The 19,090-nt window shown below is 67.4% G+C and carries 12 protein-coding genes and 1 tRNA gene; 7 read left to right on the top strand and 6 right to left on the bottom strand.

The genetic code is table 11. The features are described 5' to 3' along the window. The first annotated feature begins 2 nt into the window (after positions 1-2). The 4 genes from tssM to ASE61_RS27170 are packed head-to-tail and all read left to right on the top strand — an operon-like array spanning position 3 to position 7,286. Positions 3-3,641: a type VI secretion system membrane subunit TssM gene (tssM, locus tag ASE61_RS12150; RefSeq protein ID WP_061967198.1), complete on the top strand. Its 3,639-nt coding sequence runs from the start codon at positions 3-5 to the stop codon at positions 3,639-3,641. A 3-nt stretch (positions 3,642-3,644) separates the two neighbouring features. Next, positions 3,645-4,352, top strand: coding sequence for a type VI secretion system-associated protein TagF (gene tagF / locus ASE61_RS12145; RefSeq protein ID WP_061967197.1), 708 nt, complete (start codon positions 3,645-3,647; stop codon positions 4,350-4,352). Positions 4,353-4,362: 10 nt separating this feature from the next. Further along, positions 4,363-5,157: a PP2C family protein-serine/threonine phosphatase gene (locus ASE61_RS12140; protein WP_061967195.1), complete on the top strand. Its 795-nt coding sequence runs from the start codon at positions 4,363-4,365 to the stop codon at positions 5,155-5,157. Next, positions 5,154-7,286, top strand: a complete 2,133-nt coding sequence (locus tag ASE61_RS27170; RefSeq protein ID WP_061967193.1) for a serine/threonine protein kinase — start codon at positions 5,154-5,156, stop codon at positions 7,284-7,286. The genes ASE61_RS12140 and ASE61_RS27170 overlap by 4 nt, the downstream gene beginning before the upstream one ends. 51 nt (positions 7,287-7,337) lie before the next feature. Here ASE61_RS27170 and ASE61_RS12130 read toward each other — a convergent pair whose 3' ends face one another. From ASE61_RS12130 to ASE61_RS12120, 3 genes are all read right to left on the bottom strand, one after another. After that, positions 7,338-7,616 carry a hypothetical protein gene (locus ASE61_RS12130; protein ID WP_061967191.1) on the bottom strand — a complete coding sequence of 93 codons (279 nt, stop codon included), beginning with the start codon at positions 7,614-7,616 and terminating at the stop codon, positions 7,338-7,340. Positions 7,617-7,682: 66 nt separating this feature from the next. Further along, positions 7,683-9,455, bottom strand: a complete 1,773-nt coding sequence (locus ASE61_RS12125; protein WP_061967189.1) for a transglycosylase SLT domain-containing protein — start codon at positions 9,453-9,455, stop codon at positions 7,683-7,685. 65 nt (positions 9,456-9,520) lie between these two features. Beyond that, the gene (locus ASE61_RS12120; protein ID WP_061967188.1) at positions 9,521-11,077 is read right to left on the bottom strand and encodes a methyltransferase domain-containing protein; all 1,557 of its coding nucleotides are present in this window, start codon (positions 11,075-11,077) and stop codon (positions 9,521-9,523) included. Positions 11,078-11,451: 374 nt separating this feature from the next. On the opposite strand from ASE61_RS12120, the gene ASE61_RS12115 reads away from it, so the two are divergent. Beyond that, complete coding sequence (locus ASE61_RS12115) at positions 11,452-13,605, top strand: caspase family protein (RefSeq protein ID WP_061967186.1); 2,154 nt, start codon at positions 11,452-11,454, stop codon at positions 13,603-13,605. Between the two features lie 62 nt (positions 13,606-13,667). After that, positions 13,668-13,741 (top strand) — tRNA-Gly (locus ASE61_RS12110). A 106-nt stretch (positions 13,742-13,847) separates the two neighbouring features. On the opposite strand, the gene ASE61_RS12105 is transcribed toward ASE61_RS12110, so the two are convergent. Then, positions 13,848-16,565 carry an EAL domain-containing protein gene (locus ASE61_RS12105; RefSeq protein ID WP_061967185.1) on the bottom strand — a complete coding sequence of 906 codons (2,718 nt, stop codon included), beginning with the start codon at positions 16,563-16,565 and terminating at the stop codon, positions 13,848-13,850. A 25-nt stretch (positions 16,566-16,590) separates the two neighbouring features. After that, positions 16,591-17,691, bottom strand: a complete 1,101-nt coding sequence (locus ASE61_RS12100; protein WP_061967183.1) for a TRAP transporter substrate-binding protein — start codon at positions 17,689-17,691, stop codon at positions 16,591-16,593. Positions 17,692-18,280: 589 nt separating this feature from the next. Between ASE61_RS12100 and ASE61_RS12095 the strand changes: the two genes are divergently transcribed. Beyond that, positions 18,281-18,535: a hypothetical protein gene (locus tag ASE61_RS12095; RefSeq protein WP_156407065.1), complete on the top strand. Its 255-nt coding sequence runs from the start codon at positions 18,281-18,283 to the stop codon at positions 18,533-18,535. A gap of 153 nt (positions 18,536-18,688) precedes the next feature. On the opposite strand, the gene ASE61_RS27415 is transcribed toward ASE61_RS12095, so the two are convergent. Then, positions 18,689-18,814, bottom strand: coding sequence for an MFS transporter small subunit (locus ASE61_RS27415; RefSeq protein WP_274532868.1), 126 nt, complete (start codon positions 18,812-18,814; stop codon positions 18,689-18,691). Positions 18,815-19,090 lie beyond the last annotated feature (276 nt).

Here is a 19,090-nt window from a genome sequence, read left to right as displayed (position 1 = left end):
TCATGAACCTCGCCACCTGGCTCCGTATCGTCGCGATCCTGATCGGCGCGCTCGCGCTCGCCGCGCTGATCTGGTTCGGCGGCCCCTTCGTCGCCTTCGGCGATGTCCGGCCGTTCGAGTCTTTCTGGGTCCGCCTGCCCATCGCCGTGCTGCTTCTGCTCGGTGCGCTCGTCTGGATCGGCTTCATCGTCATCCGCCGCCGCAAGGCCACCGCCGCGCTGACCGAGGCGCTGGAAAAGGAGGAGACGACCGGCGACGGCGCCGCCCTCTCCAGCGCGATGAAGGATGCGCTCGCGACCTTGAAGAGCGCGCGCGGCAAGGGCGGTGACTATCTCTACGACCTGCCCTGGTACGTGATCATCGGCCCGCCCGGCGCCGGCAAGACCACCGCTTTGATCAATTCAGGCCTGAAATTCCCGCTGGCGCGCGGCGCGACGCCGGCCGCCGTCGCCGGCTCCGGCGGCACGCGCTATTGCGACTGGTGGTTCGCCGAGGACGCGGTGCTGATCGACACCGCCGGCCGCTACACCACGCAGGACACCGACACGAAAGCCGAGAAGTCGAGCTGGTTTTCCTTCCTCGACCTGCTCAAGACCAACCGCCCGCGCCAACCCATCAATGGCGTGCTCGTCGCGATCAGCGTCGAGGACCTGCTGACCTCCTCGCCTGAGGAGATCGCCGCGCATGCCGACGCGATCCGCGCCCGCCTGCTCGAACTGCACGAGCGGCTGAAGGTCGATTTCCCGGTCTATGCCGTCTTCACCAAGGCCGACCTGATCGCCGGCTTCAACGAGTTCTTCGGCGCGTTGACCGAGCCGCAGCGGCGCATGGTCTGGGGTCATACCTTCCAGACCGCCGACAAGACCCGCAACATGATCGGCGACGTGCCGCCGGAGTATGACGCGCTGATCGAGCGCCTGAACGAGCGCCTGCCGGACCGGCTCCAGGACGAGCACAACCCGACCTCGCGCGCCCAGATCTTCGGCTTCCCGAGCCAGATGGCGACGCTGAAGCGCGCGATCGTCGATTTCCTGACCCGCGTCTTCGAGCCGACGCGCTACCACGCCAATGCGACCTTGCGCGGCTTCTACTTCACCTCGGGCACGCAGGAAGGCACACCGATCGACCAGTTGATCGGCGCGCTCTCGCGTAATTTCGGCTCGGACCATGCCGGCGCGGCCTCCTTCTCCGGCAAGGGCAAGAGCTATTTCCTGACCGAGCTGGTGCAGAAGGTCGTGATCGGCGAATCCGGCTGGGTCTCGACCGATCTCGGCGCCGCTCGCCGCACGACGGCTTTGCGCATCGCCGGCTTCGCCACGGTCGCGCTTTTGTCGCTCGCCGCGCTCGGCCTGTGGTGGACGAGTTTTTCGCGCAACAGCGACCTGATCACCGCGACCAATTACGGGCTCTCGGATTATCGCAGCGCCGCCGCGCCCGTCTTGCAGGAGACCACGATCTCCGACCGCAATTTCAGCCGCGTCCTGCCGCTGCTGCACAAGCTGCGGAACATGCCGGCGGGCTATGCGACGAAGGCCGAGCCGACGCCAACGCTGGCGACCTTCGGCCTCAGCCAGCGTGATCGTCTGCAGAACGCGACCGAGATCACCTATCAGCAAGCGCTGGAGCGCATGCTGCGCTCGCGCATCATCTTCCGGCTGGAGGAGCAGCTCGAGGCCAACGCCAACAATCCCGGCTTCGTCTACGAGGCGCTGAAGGTCTACATGATGGTCGGCGGCCAGGCGAAGCTGGACCGCGAGCTCGTCACGTCCTGGATGCGGCTCGACTGGGCCGAGAACCTCTTCCCCGGCCCGGCCAACGCCAAGGGGCGCGAGGCACTGGAAGAACACCTCGCCGCCATGCTCGATCTCGACGAGGGCACGGGCGAGCCGATCGTCAAGCTCAACCAGTCGCTGATCGAGCAGAGCCAGCGCACGCTGCGCCGCCTCAGCATCGCCGAGCGCGCCTACGAACTGCTGCGCACGCAATCCCGCAGCGAGAGCCAGAAGGACTGGGTCGTCTCGCAGCGCGGCGGCTCCGATGTGCGCCTCGTTTTCGAAGGCGTCACCGGGGAAGATCTCGACCAGATCCGCGTGCCCTATTTCTACACCTATGACGGCTTCCAGGACGCCTTCATCGCCCGGCTCGGCGATATCGGCGACCAGATCGAGCGGGAGCGCTGGGTGCTCGGCGAGAATCTCGACCAGCAGGCGATCACCGCCCAGTACGCCACGCTCTTCCCCGATCTGATGAAACTCTACAGCCGCGACTATATCGCGAGCTGGCAGCGCATGCTGAAACGCCTGAAATTGCGGCCGCTCAACGCCGACAAGCCGCGCTATGTCGCGCTCAGTGCCATCAGCGCCGCGACCTCGCCCTTCAAGCAGGTGCTGGAATCCCTGCGCGACGAGACGCAGCTCACCAAGGAGCGACCCAACGCCAAGAAGGCGGTTGCACAGGCCGCGGCGCAGGCCGCCGCCGATACGCTCGCGCGGCGCGCGAGCAATGCACTGAGCCGTCTCGGCGCCAATCTCCCGCTGGCGGCTCCGGGCGTCGATCGCATCTTGGCGGGTGGCGGGGCCGATAGCGCGCTCGGCGCCGATATCGAGAGCCAGTTCAAGCCCTTCCATGTCCTCGTCGACGGCGATCTCGGCCGCCGGCCGGTAGACCAGCTCCTCCAGACTTTTGCGGAGATCAACCAAAACCTCGCCACGGCCGCGACGAATCCGGCACAATCGGCGGCGGCCAATGCCGCGCTCGTGCCGCTGATCGCGACGCTGCGCGCCAATTCCTCGCGCTATCCCGCCCCCTTCGACGGCATGGTGATACAGGCGGTCAATGATTTCGAGGGCGATGCCACCGGTGCGACCGTCGCCCTGCTGCGGCAGGCGCTGGCCGAGCAGGTCACCCGCGTCTGCACCGAGGTGATGAACAACCGCTATCCCTTCACCAAGGCGAGCGCCCGCGACGTGCCGCTCGCCGATTTCGCCCGGCTCTTCGCGCCCGGCCAGATCATGGACAAATTCTACAAGGAACGGCTGGAGCCTTTCGTCGACACGTCCAAGCCGCAATGGGGCTGGCGCATCGACAGCCGCGTCGCCCGCGCGCTCTCGCCGACGACCTTGCGCGAATTCCAGCGCGCCAGCGAGATCAAGGAGGCCTTCTTTCCGACCGGCGGTAACCTGCCCTCCTTCCAGATGGTGGTGACGCCGACCGCGCTCTCGGCCGACGCCGCCAATGCCAAGCTGGAGATCAACGGCTTCACGGTGACGAGCCAGCAGGGCGTCAATACGCCGACCCCGGTGATGTGGCCGGGCGGCGGCGTCGGCAAGACAGCGGTGACGCTGACGCTCGGCGGTGGCGGCGGCAACGCTTCCGGCGGCATGTTCAGCGGCGGCTTCTTCTCCTCGGGCCAGCAGGGCGGTGCCGCGCAGGGCGGCGAGGCCAAGCTTTTCGAGAAGGAGGGCACCTGGTCCTTCTTCCGCCTGCTCGATGCCGGCTCGGTGCTGAAGCAGGGCGACAATGTCGGCTTCAACCTGAACGCCGGCGGCCGCCAGGTTGGCTATTCCTTCGGCGTCGGCTCGCTCAAGAATCCCTTGATCCTGCCGGCGCTGCGGGAAATCCGCTGCCCCACCGGGATCTGAGCCTTGAGCTGCGGCCTTTTCGGCAAGCTCCCCGCCAAGCGCGACTTCATCGCGCTGAACGCTCCCTCCGGCTTCCTCGGGGCTTACGAAAAGTGGCTGCAGGGCGGCTTGACCGCGAGCCGGCTCGAACTCGGCAATCGCTGGCAGGAGGCCTATCTCAACGCCCCGATCTGGCGCTTCTGGCTCGGCGGCGCCCATGGCGGGCAGAGCGTCGCCGGCGCCTTCATGCCTTCGGTCGACGGCGTCGGCCGCTATTTCCCGCTGACGGTCTTCGCGGCCGCCGGCCCGGGCGCCGCGATCCCGCCGCCGGAGCTCGACCCGCAGGACATTTGGTTCGAGGCGATCGAGGATTTCCTGCTGCAGGCGCTGGAGCCGCAGGCGAGCTTTGAGGCCGTCGCGCAGCGCCTCTCCGCCCTGCCGGTCCCCAACGACCATCACCTCGCCGCGCCACCACAGGACATGGTCCGCCTCGCCGACGGCACCATCGTCAGTGCGGCGATCGCCTCCGGCTTCCCGGAGCGGCTGGCGGCCTTGCGCGTCGAGGACCATGCCCGGTCCTATGCCCATGCCTGCTATCTCTGGACGGTGGGCGGCGCGAACTTCGAACCGCTGGCGCTGACCGGCCACGCCTTGCCCGATCCCTATCTCTTCGCCGGCCTGCTCACCGGCCGTTTCGACGGCCATCTCGCGCCCGAGCGCGCCGGATCATGAGGGCGATGCCATGAACGACGCCCCGCGCCGGAATCCGGATTTCGAGACCGGCTGCATCAGCCACACCGGCAAGGTCCGCAAGGCCAACGAGGACAATTTCATCCTGCGCCCGGAAATCGGCCTCTGGGCCGTCGCCGACGGCATGGGCGGGCACGAGAACGGCGCGCTCGCCAGCGCGACCGTGGTCGCGGCGCTGGAGGCGGTCGGTGCCGCCGGCTCGGCGCCCGACCTGCTCGCCATGCTCGAAGCCGGCATCCTCAAGGCCAATGACGAATTGCGCGAAGAGATCGGCCGCCGCGGCGCGACCATGGGCGCGACGCTGGTCTGCCTGCTGATCCATCAGCGCCATTTCGCCTGCCTCTGGTCCGGCGACAGCCGCATCTACCTCGTTCGCAGCGGCCACATCGCGCAGGTCTCGCGCGATCACACCGAGGTCCAGGACATGGTCGATCGCGGCCTCCTCACCAGCGACGAGGCGAAGCGCTCGCCGCGCCGCCACATCATCACCCATGCGATCGGCGTCCACGACACGCCGGAACTCGACCTCGAGAACGGCGAGATCGCCGATGGCGACGTCTTCCTGCTCTGCTCAGATGGGCTGACCGAGCATGTTGCCGATGCGGAGATGCTGGCCGCCGTCGAGGCCGGCGGCGCACAGGAGGCCTGCGACGCCCTGCTGGCGCTCACGCTGGAGCGCGGCGCGCGCGACAACGTCACCGTCGTCATCGTGCGCTATCGACAGGGCGCGAGCGAAAGGACACGCTGGATGCCGAACCGGTCCGGGCGAGGAGGCAATACGCCATGAGCGACGACTCCGAGCGCACCGTCTTCGTGCCCCGCGCCAATGCCCGCATCGGCACGAAGCTCAATGGCATCTACGAGATCGAGAGCCTGATCGCGGTCGGTGGCATGGGCGAGGTCTACAAGGGCCGCGCGATCCAGACCGGCGACGCTGTCGCGATCAAGATGATCCGCCCCGACATGGCGCGCGATGACGCCGTGCTCGCCCTGTTCCGGCGCGAGGCGGCAGCCCTGCACAACCTCTACAACGAGGCCATCGTCCGCTACTACGTCTTCGCCATCGATCCGGTGAGCGAGACGCCCTATCTCGCGATGGAATTCGTCGACGGCCAGCCGCTCTCCGAGCGTATCCAGCAAGGCCCGCTCAGCGTCGAGGAAGCCGACATCCTGCGCCAGCGCGTGGGCCCAGGCCTGCATGCCGCGCACCGGCTCGGCATCATCCATCGCGACATCTCGCCCGACAACATCATCCTGCCGGGCGGCGATCCCTCCCGCGCCAAGATCATCGATTTCGGCATCGCCCGCTCCAGCATCCTCGGCGAGGGCACGGTGATCGGTTCCGGCTTCGCCGGCAAATACAACTACGTCTCGCCCGAGCAGCTCGGCCTCTTTGGCGGCGAGGTCAGCGGCCGCTCGGACATGTATTCCTTCGCGCTGGTGCTGGCCCAGGCCTTGAGCGGCCGCGCCATCGACATGGGCGGCTCTCAGGTCGACATCATCGACAAACGCCGCCGCCTGCCCGATCTCTCGGGGGTCGATGCGCGCATCCGGCCTCTGCTTGCGCGCATGCTGGCGCCAGACCCGAAGGACCGCCCTGCCGACATGGCCGAGGTCGCAGCCTGGCAGGCGCCCGCGCCGGGCAGGAAGGCTGCTGCCAAGGCAGCGGCCGGCCATACGACTACTGACAAGCCCGGGCGCTCGCCCCTGCCGCTCGTCGCCGGCATTGCGGCGCTCGCCGTGCTGGCGGGCGGCGGCTTCTATGCCTGGACGGCGCTCGATGGCGGACAGGCGGCGCGGGTCGCGAACAACGATCCGCCGCCGCTCGCGGAGCAGCCTTCGACCAGCGCGCCGGCCCCGACAACGAACGCGCCGCCCGCCTTGACCGAAGTCCCCGCGGCACAGCCCCCTGCGACAAGCGCTCCACCCGCGCTCACCGAAGCGCCGGCGCAGCCATCCGCATCCGCGACGCCGAACCCCGCCGTCGAGACACCCCCTCCCGCGCCGCCCCCGGTGACGCAGCCTCCCGCGGCGCAAACGCCTCCGCCCCAGACGCCGCGGCCGCAGCGGCCTCCATCCGGGCCGTCGGGATCGCAGGTCGCCGTCAATACCGAGCCGCCGCAACAGCAGGCGCCGGTGCGTCCACCCGCGGCCGAGCCCGCCGTCAAGCCGCCCGTGGCCATCGAGATCAAGCCGCCGGAGCCGCCACCCGTTACCGTGGTGGTCCCCCCGCCTCCCGCCAGCCAAAGCGTCGCGCCGCCGCAGGTCGCCGCCATGGCGCCCGAGCCCGAGCCGCGCACGCCGGCCGAGCGGATCGAGCGCTATGTCCGCGACTATGATGGCGGCTCCTGCTTCTTCCTCTGGCCGCTCGAAATCGGAGACCGCAAGGCGACGCTGGAGGGCTTCGGCAGCTCATCGGCGCCCTTCGTCACCTTCGACGGGGCCTTCAAGGCGGCGCAGGGTTTCGAGGCACAGATCCACCTGCGGCCGATGACCGAGGCCCAGTGCCCGATGGTCGATTTCCTGCGCCGACCCGGCATCGGCATCGACCGCAGCCCGAAAATCCAGATCGGCGCCTTCAACATGAAGAGCGGCGAGATCCTCAACGGCTCGGTCGAGGCCGGCGGCGGCCAGAACCTCGACGTCGTGCTGATCGGCGATGACGGGCTCGTCTACAACCTCTCCAGCTTCGCGAAACGCGAGGGCGGCAAGGTGATCTTCAACCTCAAGCTTGAATCGACCGGCGGCTCGGCCCGCCCGCAGACCGTGCTCGCGCTGGTCACCAAGGAGGCCCTGCCGGCACTCTCCGGCCCCAATCCGTCTCCCGCGAGCGAATTCTTCGCCAACCTCAAGCTCGACCTCGCCCGCCAGAGCGGCAAGCTCGGCCTGGGGATCAAGTATTTCCGGATCGAGTGAAGCGGCGATCGGCCTCTTCCCTTCTCCCGCAAGGGGAGAAGGGAAGTCCGCTCAATCCTCCCGATAAAGCACGCCCCATTCGTCCTGCCAGATCCCGGCCTTGTCCTCGACCACGATCGGCGCCTGGATTTCGTTGGCGAGGCGGATCGCGGTGCGGAAGGCATCCTTCGCCGCCAGTTCATCGCTGACGAAATCATTGACCAGATGCCCGCCGGCGAGATCGGCCGGACAGAGCACATGCCCGAAGGCCTCCCCGCCGCGCTCCGACAGCCTTAGCGTGATCGCATCGGTCGGCGGTTCGTCGACTTGCTCGAAACGGTTGGCCGGCATGGATTTTCTCCTTTCGCTGCTCTCGGAGAGCGGTGGCCGCGAGCGGGCGCGCGCGGCGTCAACACGTCATTTCTTCGGTTGCGGCCGGCCGATGCCCCCGCCCCCGCCGGGCCTGACCGCGCTGTAGCGATCGAGCCTGATCTTGATCATGTCGTTGAACTTCTTGTGGACCTCGGAAACGGTGAGCACCTTCGTCTCGCCGCCGGAACCCGCATAGAAGATCGGCCGGTTGGCCTGCGCCGGCCGGGGCAGCAATTCGGCCGCCTTGACGCCGGGCTGCTCCTCCATCGTCTCGATGAAGGTCTGCGCCGCGTCGGGACCGAGGAAGTGGATCAGGTAGATCTCGCCGCCGGTGAGATGGCGCCCGAGCGCCCGCTCCAGCCTGAGCGTGTCGCGCTTCAGCATCTCGGCCGCCAGCAGCGCCGAGATATAGGGCTCGCGCCGCATGTCGAGGATGCGCTGCCGCTGGGAACCATCGGTCACGACGAATTGCCGGCCGGATCTGCCGATCAGCTTCACGTCGGCGGCGAGCCCGTGCTTCGTCCCGAACTCGTAGATCACGCCAAGCCAGGTCTGCTCGATGAACTGGTAGAGCCCGGTCGCCGAGGAAGTCTGCGCCTTCACCGCCGTCGAGAACGAGGATTCCTTGTCGGCCACCGCCATCAGCAGGGTCGGGTCTGCCCCGACGACCTTGCTCGCGCGCACGATCAGGTCGACGAGGTGACGGCGGATCTTGATCGGCCCGAAGGTCAGCACCTGATCGGGATCGCCGCTGGAAATCTGCTGCGGCGGCTGCGGCGCACCGCTTGGCGAGACAGGCCCCGGCGGCGGCCCGCTCTGCATCTTCGGCGGCACCAGCAGGATGTTGGACGGCAATTGCAACTGGTTGACCGGAACCTGCTGGGTCGGCGCCTCCTCCTGCGGCTTGATCGCCGCCAGCGACGGATCATTGTCGAGGGCGAACTGGGCCGCCTGCCGCGCGCCCTCCAGATCCTGCTCGACCGAGGACAGGATCAGCGAGGGCCGGGCCGGCGCGTCCTTGAGCGCCGGAGCCTCGACGGCCGCGATCTCGATGCCCCGCTCCGGCTCCGGCCGCTCCTGCTGCTGGAGCCGCGCATAGGCAAGGCCGAGCACAGCGGCGGTCACGCAGGCAGCGCCGGCTGCCACGGCAGCGATCGCCTTGCGCCCGGAGGCGGCCTTCTTCGGCGACGTCGTGTGTGATCCGGCAGTGTCCGCAGGCTTCACGGACGGCATTGGCGGAGCAGCAGCTAGAGTTTGAGCGGGAGACGGAGCTGGCACGGCGGCAACGGGCCGGGCCGGGGCCGATCGCGGCGGCTCCACGCTCCTCTTCCGCGCAGCAGCGGCAGCACCGGGAACCACGGCGAGCGACGGGGGTGCAGGGGGCGACGGCGTAGGGACCGCTTCCGGCTTCCCCGTCACTAGGCTCCGCAGCTTCTCCAGCCAACCCGCGTCGCCTCGCCCGGCGAGCGCAGCCAGATCGTCGACAAGGCGCTGCGCCGTTACCTGCGGCACGCTCGCCTCGCGCACGACCGCGCTGACGGCAGCCTTGCCCGGTTGTTCCGACACCGCCTTCAGCGCGTAGAACCAGAGCTGCAGCGGCGTGCGCCGGCTTTCCAGCGGCGTCCCAGCCGCCGGATGGATCATGTAGTTGCAATGCTGGCAGGCGAAACCGCGCAATTTCGGGCGCGGCTCGAACTGCGCCGGCCGGCCGCAAGCGTGGCATTTCAGGCTCGTTCCGCCATGGCGCAGGCGCATCAGCGCGGCGAGGCAAGCCTCCTCCGGAAACAGCGCCTGGAATTGCCGGAAGCGCTCGCTCATTCCGCTGGCCTGCGCTCCATCGCCCCTGCCGCAAGGTTACCCCTCAGTGGGGCGCTTCACAATCGTCACGCCCGCAGCAGCCCGAGGCGCGCGACATCCTTCAGATGCATCGCCACTTCCTCCGCCGTCGCCCGCTCCGGCAGGCCTGGCACGGCCGCGCCGGCGGCACGGGCCTCGTCGAGGAAGGCGTTCATCGCATCAAGCAGCATGCGCTGGTCACGCGAACCGTCGAGCAGGCTGACGAATTTGCGCACGACGACGCCGTCGAGCTGAACGGTCCGGTGGCGCAGGTCGGTGACCTCGGCCGAGCTCGAGGCCTGCCAGCGCGCGATCTCGCTGGCTGCGGGTTTCTCGCTGATCGCCGTCGTCAGCGGCGGCGCCTCCAGCCTGATATCGAGCAATCCTGCTTTGAAGATCGCGATCAGGGCTTCGTCGAGCCGGGCGATCTCATGGGCGCGGTCTGGCCCGAGTTCGCCCGCAGCGTCGCGGCATGCGCGCTCCATCAGCTCGTCCCAGGCGATGCTCGCCGGCCAGATCGTGCTCAGGATGGCGAGCGCGGCCTTGCCCACCGGCAGGTCGACGGCAAGTTGCACGCCTTCGTCAAAGCTGAAGCGCTGGACGCCGGGCTTGGCCTCCTTCTCGGCCGGGGGCGCCAGCCGCGCATTGGCCGCGAGATGATAGGGCTTGAGCGACCCCGGCCGGACGCCGCGCCTGAGCGGGATATCCGCCCGGCACAGCAGCGTCTCGCGAAAGGCTCGCCCGATCAGCAGGTCGAGCGTCTGCTCGCGCAGCGCCATCTGCTCCAGCGGCATCCGGTCGAGCATCTGCTGGGCCGGCCCCTTGGCGGCACCGTAGAGGTTGGGGAACGAGGCCTCGGCCAGGAATTGCAGCCCATGCCGCTCGGCAGACGACAGCACCTCATGCAGCGCGAAGGCGCGTGCGCCGGGGTTGAGATCGTCGTGATAGAGGACGTTGTCGGGCAGTTCGTCGATCTGCTTCAGCCGCTGCCGCAGCGCCGCGCCGTGGAAGCTGTCCGGGTCGCTGGCCTCGGCAATCTCCTTCAGGGCGGCGCGGGCGACCCTGACCCGCTCACGCGGGTCCTCGATGTCCTTGACGGCAAACAGCATGACGTCGCGCGCGAGATCACGCAGACGGCAGCCGGGCAGCGCATTGTAGCTGACATAGGCGACGCCCTGCGGCGCCAGCAATTGCCCGAACAGGGCGATGATCCGTTCGCGCACGACATCCGGCACCCAGGAATAGACGCCATGGACGATGATGTAGTCGAAGGTCCCGATCTCCCCGGCCACCGCGAGGATGTCGCGCTGCTCGAAAGCAAGATTGGTGAGGCCCAGTTCCGACGCGTTGGCATGCGCCTGCCGGATCGAGTCGCCGCTGAGATCGATGCCGAGAAAGTGGCTGCCGGGATATTGCGCGGCCATCGGGATGAGGTTGCCGCCACGCCCGCAGCCGAGTTCGAGCACGCGCATGGCCGTCGGCAGTGCCGGGTCCATGCCATGGAAATGCGCGATGGTTGCCAATCGCGATGGATGGGTCTGCGAGAAGGAGTGGCCGGGATAGGCCACGGCGTCATAGGGATTGATGGCTGGATCGCTGGTCATGGCCGCTCCCGCCGGGCTCCGTCCCCGTCATTCGAGCCGAAGCGTCGTCGCGGCGCCTCATTCATTTGAAGGAGCGCCACGCCTGACATTGAGCCTCCAGCGCAGGTCGAACAAGGCCGCCGATACGCTGGCAATTAAGTCACACTGGCGCGATTATACTTGAAAAATCGCTATGACTGACGCTGCTAACGCGAAGCAGATACTGATGAATCGGGCCCTCGCCTCACGTCCGAACCGTGTTTTTTCCGTGTCGATTTGATGTTGCTTGATCCCCCGGCTTTCTGGGAATCTCCATCATATGGCGGACGCCTGCTCGAATCGTGGGCGTCAGACAGGTCCAGCGAGTCGTTCTTCTCGCGCGCAGGGGAAGCAGCATGCGGATTCAAGCCCGGGCCTATGCGTATCTCGTCATCGCCCTCGCGGCGGTCTTCGTCACGTTCGGCCTCGGCGCCACGCCCGCCTTTGCCCAGAAGCGCTTCGCCTTCGTCGTTGGCAATGGCGGCTATGCCAATGTCACCAAGCTGCCCAACGCGCTGAACGACGCCAACGCCACGCGCAGCATGCTGCAGGAAGCGGGCTTCGACATCACGCCGGCGCTCGATCTCTCGCTCGCCGGTCTGCGCAGCGCGCTCGACGTCTTCGTCGACAAGGTGCGCCGCGGCGGTCCCGATGCGACGGCGCTGGTCTATTATGCCGGCCATGCCGTGCAGCTCGACGGCGCCAACTACATCCTGCCGACCGATATCCGCCCGCAGATCGGCACCAATATCGCTGAGCAATCCCTGTCGCTGAGCGACATCCTGCGCCGCCTCGACGGGGCTGGCGCCAAGTCCAAGATCGCGATTCTCGACGCCTGCCGCGACAATCCCTTTGCCGGCCGTCAGGTCGCCCGCGGCCTTGCCCTGCAGATCGTCGACGGCGCCAATGAAGGCATCAGCAACGAAGCCGGCCTCGCCCGCATCGATTCCGGCAGCGGCACCTTCGTCGCCTTCGCCACATCGCCCGGCTCCACCGCCGCGGACGGCACCGGTGCCAACAGCCCCTTCACCACCGCCTTCCTGCGCGAGGCTCGCGAGCCGGGTCTGGCCGTCGAGCAGATCTTCCGGCGCATCCGTCTCGCCGTCTACGATTCCACCAACGGCACCCAGATTCCCTGGGACACGTCTTCGCTGATCACGGAGTTCAGCTTCTTCCAGCGCCCGGCCGGCGCCCCTGCGGCGCAAGCAGCCACGGCCGGCAACGTACCCCTGACGGCACGCCCGACGCTGGCCTCGCTGCGCGGCATGTCCCCGGCCGACGCCGCCCGCACCGCGATCGCCTGGGACCGCAGCGACATCTACGGCAACGCGCTGGCGATCAATCCCGAAGATCAGAACGCACTGCGGCTGAATCGCATCCTCGCCCAGCGGACGGATGAGCGAGCCTGGGCCGAGGCCGTGCTCGCCGGCGATGCCGAATCCTTCAGGCTCTACGCCCGGCTCTACCCGGTGTCGGATCATACGGCTGCCGCCCTGCGGCTGGCGGCGACTGCGCCGAGCCGCAACCGCGCCCAGGTTGCACAGACCTGCCCGGTCTGCCCGGCCGTCCAGCAGCCCCGCTCGCGCCGTGCCGACTATACGCCGCGCGGCGTCTCCCCCGCGCGGACGGGAATGCCGCGCCAGGCCCCCGTCACCCCGCCACCGCCTCCGATGGCGCCACAGGCGATGGCGCCCGACCTGCCCGCCCTGTTTCCGGAACGCCCACGCTGGACCGGCTTCTATGTCGGCGGCTCGCTCGGCGGCGGCCGGCAGAGTGACCGCACGACCGTGGCTGGCCCCTTCGGCAGCCCAACCTTCACGCCGACGACCACGACGACGACGAGCACCACCACGACCACCAACTCGACGCCTTTCCCAACGACAACGACCGTCGTGACAACCGCGACCGTGGCCGGCACCTCGGTCCTCGCCGCCAGCGCGATCAATGCCGCGGCCGTGCCGCGCAGCCTGTCGCCCGACGGCAGCGGCATGGTCGGCGGCGCGCAGTTCGGCTTCAACTATCAGATCGGCGCAGTCGTCATCGGCGCCGAAACCGACCTGTCCGCGACGCGGCTCGGTGGCAGCCAGACGATTTCCGCCAATCCCAGCGGGACCCGCTTCACCACGCGCGCCGAGAACGAGGTCTCGATGCTGGGAACGGTCCGCGCCCGCGCCGGCTTCGTGCTCGGCGATTTCATGATCTATGGCAGCGGTGGCTATGCCTACGGCCTCGTCGACCAGAAAGGCTCGATCACGCCCGACAATCCGGCGACGACCTCCGGCGCCACGGCCTCCCGTTCCGGTATCGCCAGCGGCTGGGCGCTCGGCGGCGGCATCGAATACGCGATCATGCCGGGCATGACGCTCCGGCTCGACTACACGCATTACGATCTCGGCAACCAGAAGCTGACCTTGCAGGATTATACCGGGCTCGCCCCCACCCAGTATGCGACCATGCGTGCGCGTACCGCAGGCGATATCGTCAAGGCCGGCTTCAACTTCGGCTTCTGACGCCGACAACGACGCCGCGCCCCTTGACACTGACGGGTCCGATGGGGAATTTGGCGCCCGATGCGGGTGTAGCTCAATGGTAGAGCAGCAGCCTTCCAAGCTGAATACCCGGGTTCGATTCCCGGTACCCGCTCCATTCCCCTGCCATCCTGAATATCCGGGATCATTCCCGTCGGCATCGCGCCCGCCGGCCGGGCCGCTCAGGCCGGCGAGGAAGCTCCCATGGCGCTGCCTCAAGCGAACTACGGCGTATCGGAGGTGTCGCGTGCGCGGCTTCCCTGGTTGCGGTTGCGCGGCGAGCGCCTGAACAGCGTCGTATGAACGGCTTTCAGGATCGGCTGCGGTTTCCCCAGCAGATACCCTTGCGCTTCCGTGCAGCCCGCCCGGTCGACCGCATCGAGCTGATCTTGCGTCTCGATGCCCTCTGCCGTGGTGGTCATGCCGAGTTCGGCCGCCAGCGCCGCGACGGCCGCGACGATGGCCGCGCTGTCGGAATGGGCGGTCATGTCGCGCACGAAGGAACGGTCGATCTTCACCTTGTCCAGCGGGAAGAGCCGCAGGTGGCTCAGGCTCGAATAGCCCGTGCCGAAATCGTCGAGCACGATTCGGACGCCGAGTTCCTTGAGACTCCTCAGCGTTCCGAGGTTGCGATTGTCATTGGCGAGCAGCGCAGTCTCGGTGATCTCGAGTTCGAGCCGCCTCGGGTCGAGCCCGGTCTCGCCGAGGATATCGCGCACGGTCGCCACCGCATCGCCGAAGATCAATTGCACCGGCGAGAGGTTGACGGCGATGCGAAGATCGCCCGGCAACTGGACCGCGTCCATGCAGGCCTGGCGAAGGACCCATTCTCCGAGATCGACGATCAGTCGCGTCTCCTCCGCCAGCGGCACGAACTCCGCCGGCCCGACCAGTCCCCGTTCCGGGTGGTGCCAGCGCAGCAACGCCTCGAAGCCGCAGAGCTTGCTGGATTTCAGATCGAAGATCGGCTGGTAGGACAGCTCGAACTGCCGCTCTTCGACAGCCTGACGCAGATCCATTTCCAGGGCGAGACGAGCGCGCAACTGCTCGTCCATTTCCGCCGTGAACACGCAGCAGACCCCGCGTCCCCGGGCCTTGGCCTGGTAAAGCGCGAGATCGGCCTGTTTCAGGAGCAGATCCGCATCGAACCCCGAGCTCTCGGCAATGGCGATGCCGACGCTCGCCGAGATGGAAATCGTCCGATCCTTGAGGACATAAGGCTCGCTGAGAACCTCGATGATGCGGGTCGCGAGCGCCACGGCCTGCTGCGGTTGCCCCGGATCGAGGCTGAGAACCGCGAACTCGTCTCCACCCAGGCGGGCGACGCATTCGGTATCCCGCACGCAGGTCTTCAGGCGTTCCGCGACCGAGAGGAGCAGCAGGTCGCCGACGGGATGCCCGAGCGTATCGTTGACGTCCTTGAAGCGATCGAGGTCGAGGAACAGCAGGGCCGCCACCGCGGAACCGCCCTCCTTCCGCAGCAGCGACTTCGTGATCTGGCTGCGGAAGGCGAAGCGATTCTGCAGGCTCGTCAGGTCGTCATGATGGGCCAGGAAGCGGATGCGATGTTCCTGCTCGACGAGAGCCGCGTTCTGCTGTCGTGCCTCTTCGGCCGCCTCGTTGGCCCGCGTGTTGGCGGCAGCCAGCTCCGCGAGCGCTCCCCTGAGTGCCGTGATATCGGTGCGGATTCCGACCGTCCCGCCATCCCTCATCCGCCTTTCCGTGATGAGCAGCCAGCGCCCGTCCGGCAGCAGGCGCTCGATCGAGCCACTGCCCTGGCGATGCCAGGTCGCGACATCCCTGACGAATTCCTCGATCTCGCCGGTCGCCTGGGGATATTGGCCGAGCTCGACCCCTTTGCGGATGATATCCTCGAAATGCGCACCGGCGGTCATGAAGGGCGCGCTCAGCGCATAGAGGTCGCGATAGCGCTGGTTGCACGTCACCAGCCGGTCGCCCTCGTCCCACATCACGAAGCCGTCGGACATGGCCTCGATCGCGTTGTCGAGGAGGACTGCCGCCCGCCCGCGCTCGGCATCCGCCCGTTCGCGCTGGTGGATGGCCAGCAGGATCGCTCCGGCAAAGGCCGACAGAAGCAGCGCCCCGATGACGGCCGCCGTGATCGTCCGGTCGCGATCCTGGCGCCAATCCGCGAGAGCCTCGGTGCTCTTCACGCTCAAGACGAGCCGGATATCGCCATAGAGCGAGCCTCTGACCACGTTCAGGGTCGCGGTTTCGCTGCCCCTCTCGCCGATCAGGAAAGCCTTGCCCTTCGCCAATCGCGTGGGCAAGGCGGGAACGCGGGGCTTGCCGATCAGCAATTCGTCATGCGGCAGCATCGCGACGATCTGGCCGTCGGCGCGTTCGAGCGAAATCCGCGTGTCGGAGCCGACACCGGCCTCCGCCAGGAGTTTCATCATCGTGTGCAGGGGCACCTCGGCAACCGGGACGACGCCGTGCCACGCGGGAATCCGGCGTGCGACGTAAAGCGACCAGTCCCCGGTGACGGCGTTTCGAATCGGGCCGATCAGATTCGTCGGCGCGCGCGAGACCATGGCGACATCCAGCGGCAGGCTATGGCGTGCGCCGCTCGACCTGGCGGAAGCAATGATGCTGCCATCGGGCCCGACGAGCAGCAGGTCGCGAAACGCCATCGTCTGGAAATTGAGGCCCCGAAGCAGGCGGCTGGCGGGCTCCCTTTGGCCGGGGCCGATCTGAGCGACATCGAACAGGGTTGCAAAGCTCGCCAACGCGCCATCGACCTGCAGGAGTTGCCGGTCGAGCGCATTCTCGGCGGCAACGGCCTGGCCTTCCAGCGATTGCTCGGCAGCCCGCCAGGCGGTCACCTCCCTCTGGCGAACCAGATTGGAGGCGCCGATCGCAGCCACCGTCAGGATGACGGCCGCCCCCGCTACCACCATGAGTTTAAGGCGCTTGATCATTGGTCCTCGTCGAGGGGCGGCGAGTTCACGGCGTCCGAGGCTCGATGGCGTGAAGCGGCTTGAGATAGGTGTTCCAGGCCACGACGCAGTCCTCCCCGCAACGCTCGAACCAGCGCGGCAGGACGACCTCGGCAAGGAGGCGCCGGCGCGTCGCGTCCGCTGGCAGGGCCGGCACGACGGTCATCGGCCGCCCGGGCTTGCCGGAGCAGATTTCCGTCCCGGCATTGCAGGCGAGGCCGCGTTGCGTATCGGCTTCCGCCTGGGACCAGATCCGCTCCTCGAGCTGCCCCACGCCTTGCCGGATGGTGTCGCGCGCATCCGCGGGCAGACCATCGAAATAAGTCGCGTTCGCGCCGAAGAGCGAGACGCCCCAATTGAGCGCGAGGGCGTGCACCGCCACGGCGACGCGCGGCAGGCCGATCTCATAGCCGCTCAAGGTGCCGGTGATCGCGCAATCGACGACCCCGTCGCGCAGAGCCGCCACGATTTCGGCAAAGGGCAGGATCACCGGCACGGCGCCCATCGACGCCATCAGCTCGGATTGCCCGACGGAGGAAGTCCGCACCTTCCGCCCGGCGAGATCGTCGAGCCCCTTGAAGGACCGGGTGCAGAACAGCACCTGCGCCGGATAGGCATAGATGCCGAGGAGCTCGATCTCGTAGCGCTCACGCAGCAGGCTGCGCAGATGCTCCCGGAACGCAGCGACGGTCCGGCGCAGCGTCGCGACATCGGGGTTCAACAGGGGCAGGTCGACGGCACTCAGTTCCGGCTCGTCGCCCGCGACGGCACTCAGCTGGGCCGTCCCGAACGAGACCACGCCGAGCCGCAGGAGCTGGAGCATCTCCTGGTTGCGCAAGCTCCCCGCATCGAGCGGCCGGATCGTCGCGGTGATGCGCCCCTTCGACAGCGCATTGATCTCCGATTGCCAGAAGGGTTGCTCGATCTTGGTGTATTGGGTGATGCCGGCGAGCCCGCCGATGATCTGCAGTTTGACCGGCTCCTCGGGACGTGTCTGGGCCAGGGCCGCGCAACCTGCGAAGGCGAGCGCCGCGGCAACAACTGCAATCATAGGCTGCACGCGCCGGAGCGGGCGGCGGGTGATGGCGTTGTCGCGGGCCTTGGCCATCTCCCCCCCGTGGTAGCGGTATCCAATCGGATGATATTCAGCCGTGGCGGTTAACCGCGGTTAAACCGGAAGCCGACGCTTGCGCCGATGGCCCCATCTTTCCACCGCATTCCGCACGCAAGGCGCGAAGCCCGCCATGTGCGGTTGATCGCGCTGTCGCAGCGCCGTTGTGCCTTTGGCCTTTCGAGCATGGATCTGCAAGGCCGGCCTTGCCCGTGCGCGGCAAGCTTGTCGAAGCTGATTTTGAATACTCCTGCCGGTACGGTCGAAACTATATTGCAGACGCGAGATAAAGCCGGAGCGGCCTGTAACAACGTCCGTGGAAGGTTTCGGCTGTTGCAGCGAAAGCGAAGCTTGCTATGCTCGCTGATCTACTGCTCCCGTCCCAGGTCGTATCGTCAGGCATCGAGGCTCCCCGTCGCGCGCGTCAGGTGGCGGGCGCGAAGCAAGGAAGCCTGTCGGTCCGGAGCCGGCGGCACACGAAGGTCGGAAGCAGCGTTGGGGAGAGCGGAAGGGGTGGGGGATGGTGCGTCTGGCGACGGTGGCGGCTCTTTGGATTCTGGCCTGCCCGGCAGCAGCAACGAGCGAGGTGCTGCGCCAGGGCGAATTCCTGCAGGACTACATCACCTGCGAAGCCTGGATGAAGCGCGAAGCCGCGGATGCTGAAATGCACGGCCTGATCGGCCGCTGGGTGATCGACGCCCTGCGCCAAGGCTCTCCATCGCGATTGTCGCGATATGGGGATGGCGAAGTGCTGGATGCCGTCGAACGCCAATGCCGGGCTCAGCCGACCAAGACATTGACCGTCGCGACCTTCCTGGCCGGGCTTCGGCTGCCGGAGTAGTGCCCAGAGCATCGGCCCGAAAAGTGGAACGCGGTTTTCGGAGAATGCCGATGCCAAATCAAAAGCCTGGAGCATCGGACTGAATACGGCATTCAGTCCGATGCTCTAGTTCTTGGCCGGAGCAGCGACGATGCGCAGCTCCGACCGTTGGGATTACTGAAAGAGCTTCATCGCGTTGACCAGCGTCTGGGCTACGCCGCCCAGTAGTGGAATGCCCGCGATGCTCCAGGCCACGACGAGGCGAAGTGTGCTGGTCGGAGCGCTATCGTTACTCTGCATGATGATCTCCTCGGAACATTTTCGAGCGGAGCGGACGTCGACTTCTCAGAATTAAATGCAGCAAAAACAACGGCCTAGGTCGTTTTCCGGATTCAGAATATCCAGAAATCGCCCTAGAAGCCCGATGGGTGGCCGCTACCCGCAACCAGGGCAGCGATGCCGGTGGCGCTGTGCTGCGGCCGAAGCGATGCCATGGCGTGCCGGAGCCAATAGCGAAGCCAGGCCAGCAGCAGGAGCCGCAATGGCGGCTCCCGAGGTGCTATGATCGACATGGCT

Source organism: Allobosea sp. Root670 (assembly GCF_001429415.1).
In the GTDB taxonomy this organism is placed as follows: Bacteria; Pseudomonadota; Alphaproteobacteria; order Rhizobiales; family Beijerinckiaceae; genus Allobosea; species Allobosea robiniae.
Note: the sequence above shows the minus strand (reverse complement) of the source record. Positions and strands in the feature narration are given on the sequence as shown.

Excerpts from the sequence above, each read along its gene's own strand:
- tssM (WP_061967198.1), top strand. The coding sequence starts at position 3 with ATGAACCTCGCCACCTGGCTCCGTATCGTCGCGATCCTGATCGGCGCG.
- ASE61_RS12140 (WP_061967195.1), top strand. The coding sequence starts at position 4,363 with ATGAACGACGCCCCGCGCCGGAATCCGGATTTCGAGACCGGCTGCATC.
- ASE61_RS27170 (WP_061967193.1), top strand. The coding sequence starts at position 5,154 with ATGAGCGACGACTCCGAGCGCACCGTCTTCGTGCCCCGCGCCAATGCC.
- ASE61_RS12130 (WP_061967191.1), bottom strand. The coding sequence starts at position 7,616 with ATGCCGGCCAACCGTTTCGAGCAAGTCGACGAACCGCCGACCGATGCG.
- ASE61_RS12125 (WP_061967189.1), bottom strand. The coding sequence starts at position 9,455 with ATGAGCGAGCGCTTCCGGCAATTCCAGGCGCTGTTTCCGGAGGAGGCT.
- ASE61_RS12120 (WP_061967188.1), bottom strand. The coding sequence starts at position 11,077 with ATGACCAGCGATCCAGCCATCAATCCCTATGACGCCGTGGCCTATCCC.
- ASE61_RS12115 (WP_061967186.1), top strand. The coding sequence starts at position 11,452 with ATGCGGATTCAAGCCCGGGCCTATGCGTATCTCGTCATCGCCCTCGCG.
- ASE61_RS12105 (WP_061967185.1), bottom strand. The coding sequence starts at position 16,565 with ATGATCAAGCGCCTTAAACTCATGGTGGTAGCGGGGGCGGCCGTCATC.
- ASE61_RS12100 (WP_061967183.1), bottom strand. The coding sequence starts at position 17,691 with ATGGCCAAGGCCCGCGACAACGCCATCACCCGCCGCCCGCTCCGGCGC.
- ASE61_RS27415 (WP_274532868.1), bottom strand. The coding sequence starts at position 18,814 with ATGCAGAGTAACGATAGCGCTCCGACCAGCACACTTCGCCTCGTCGTG.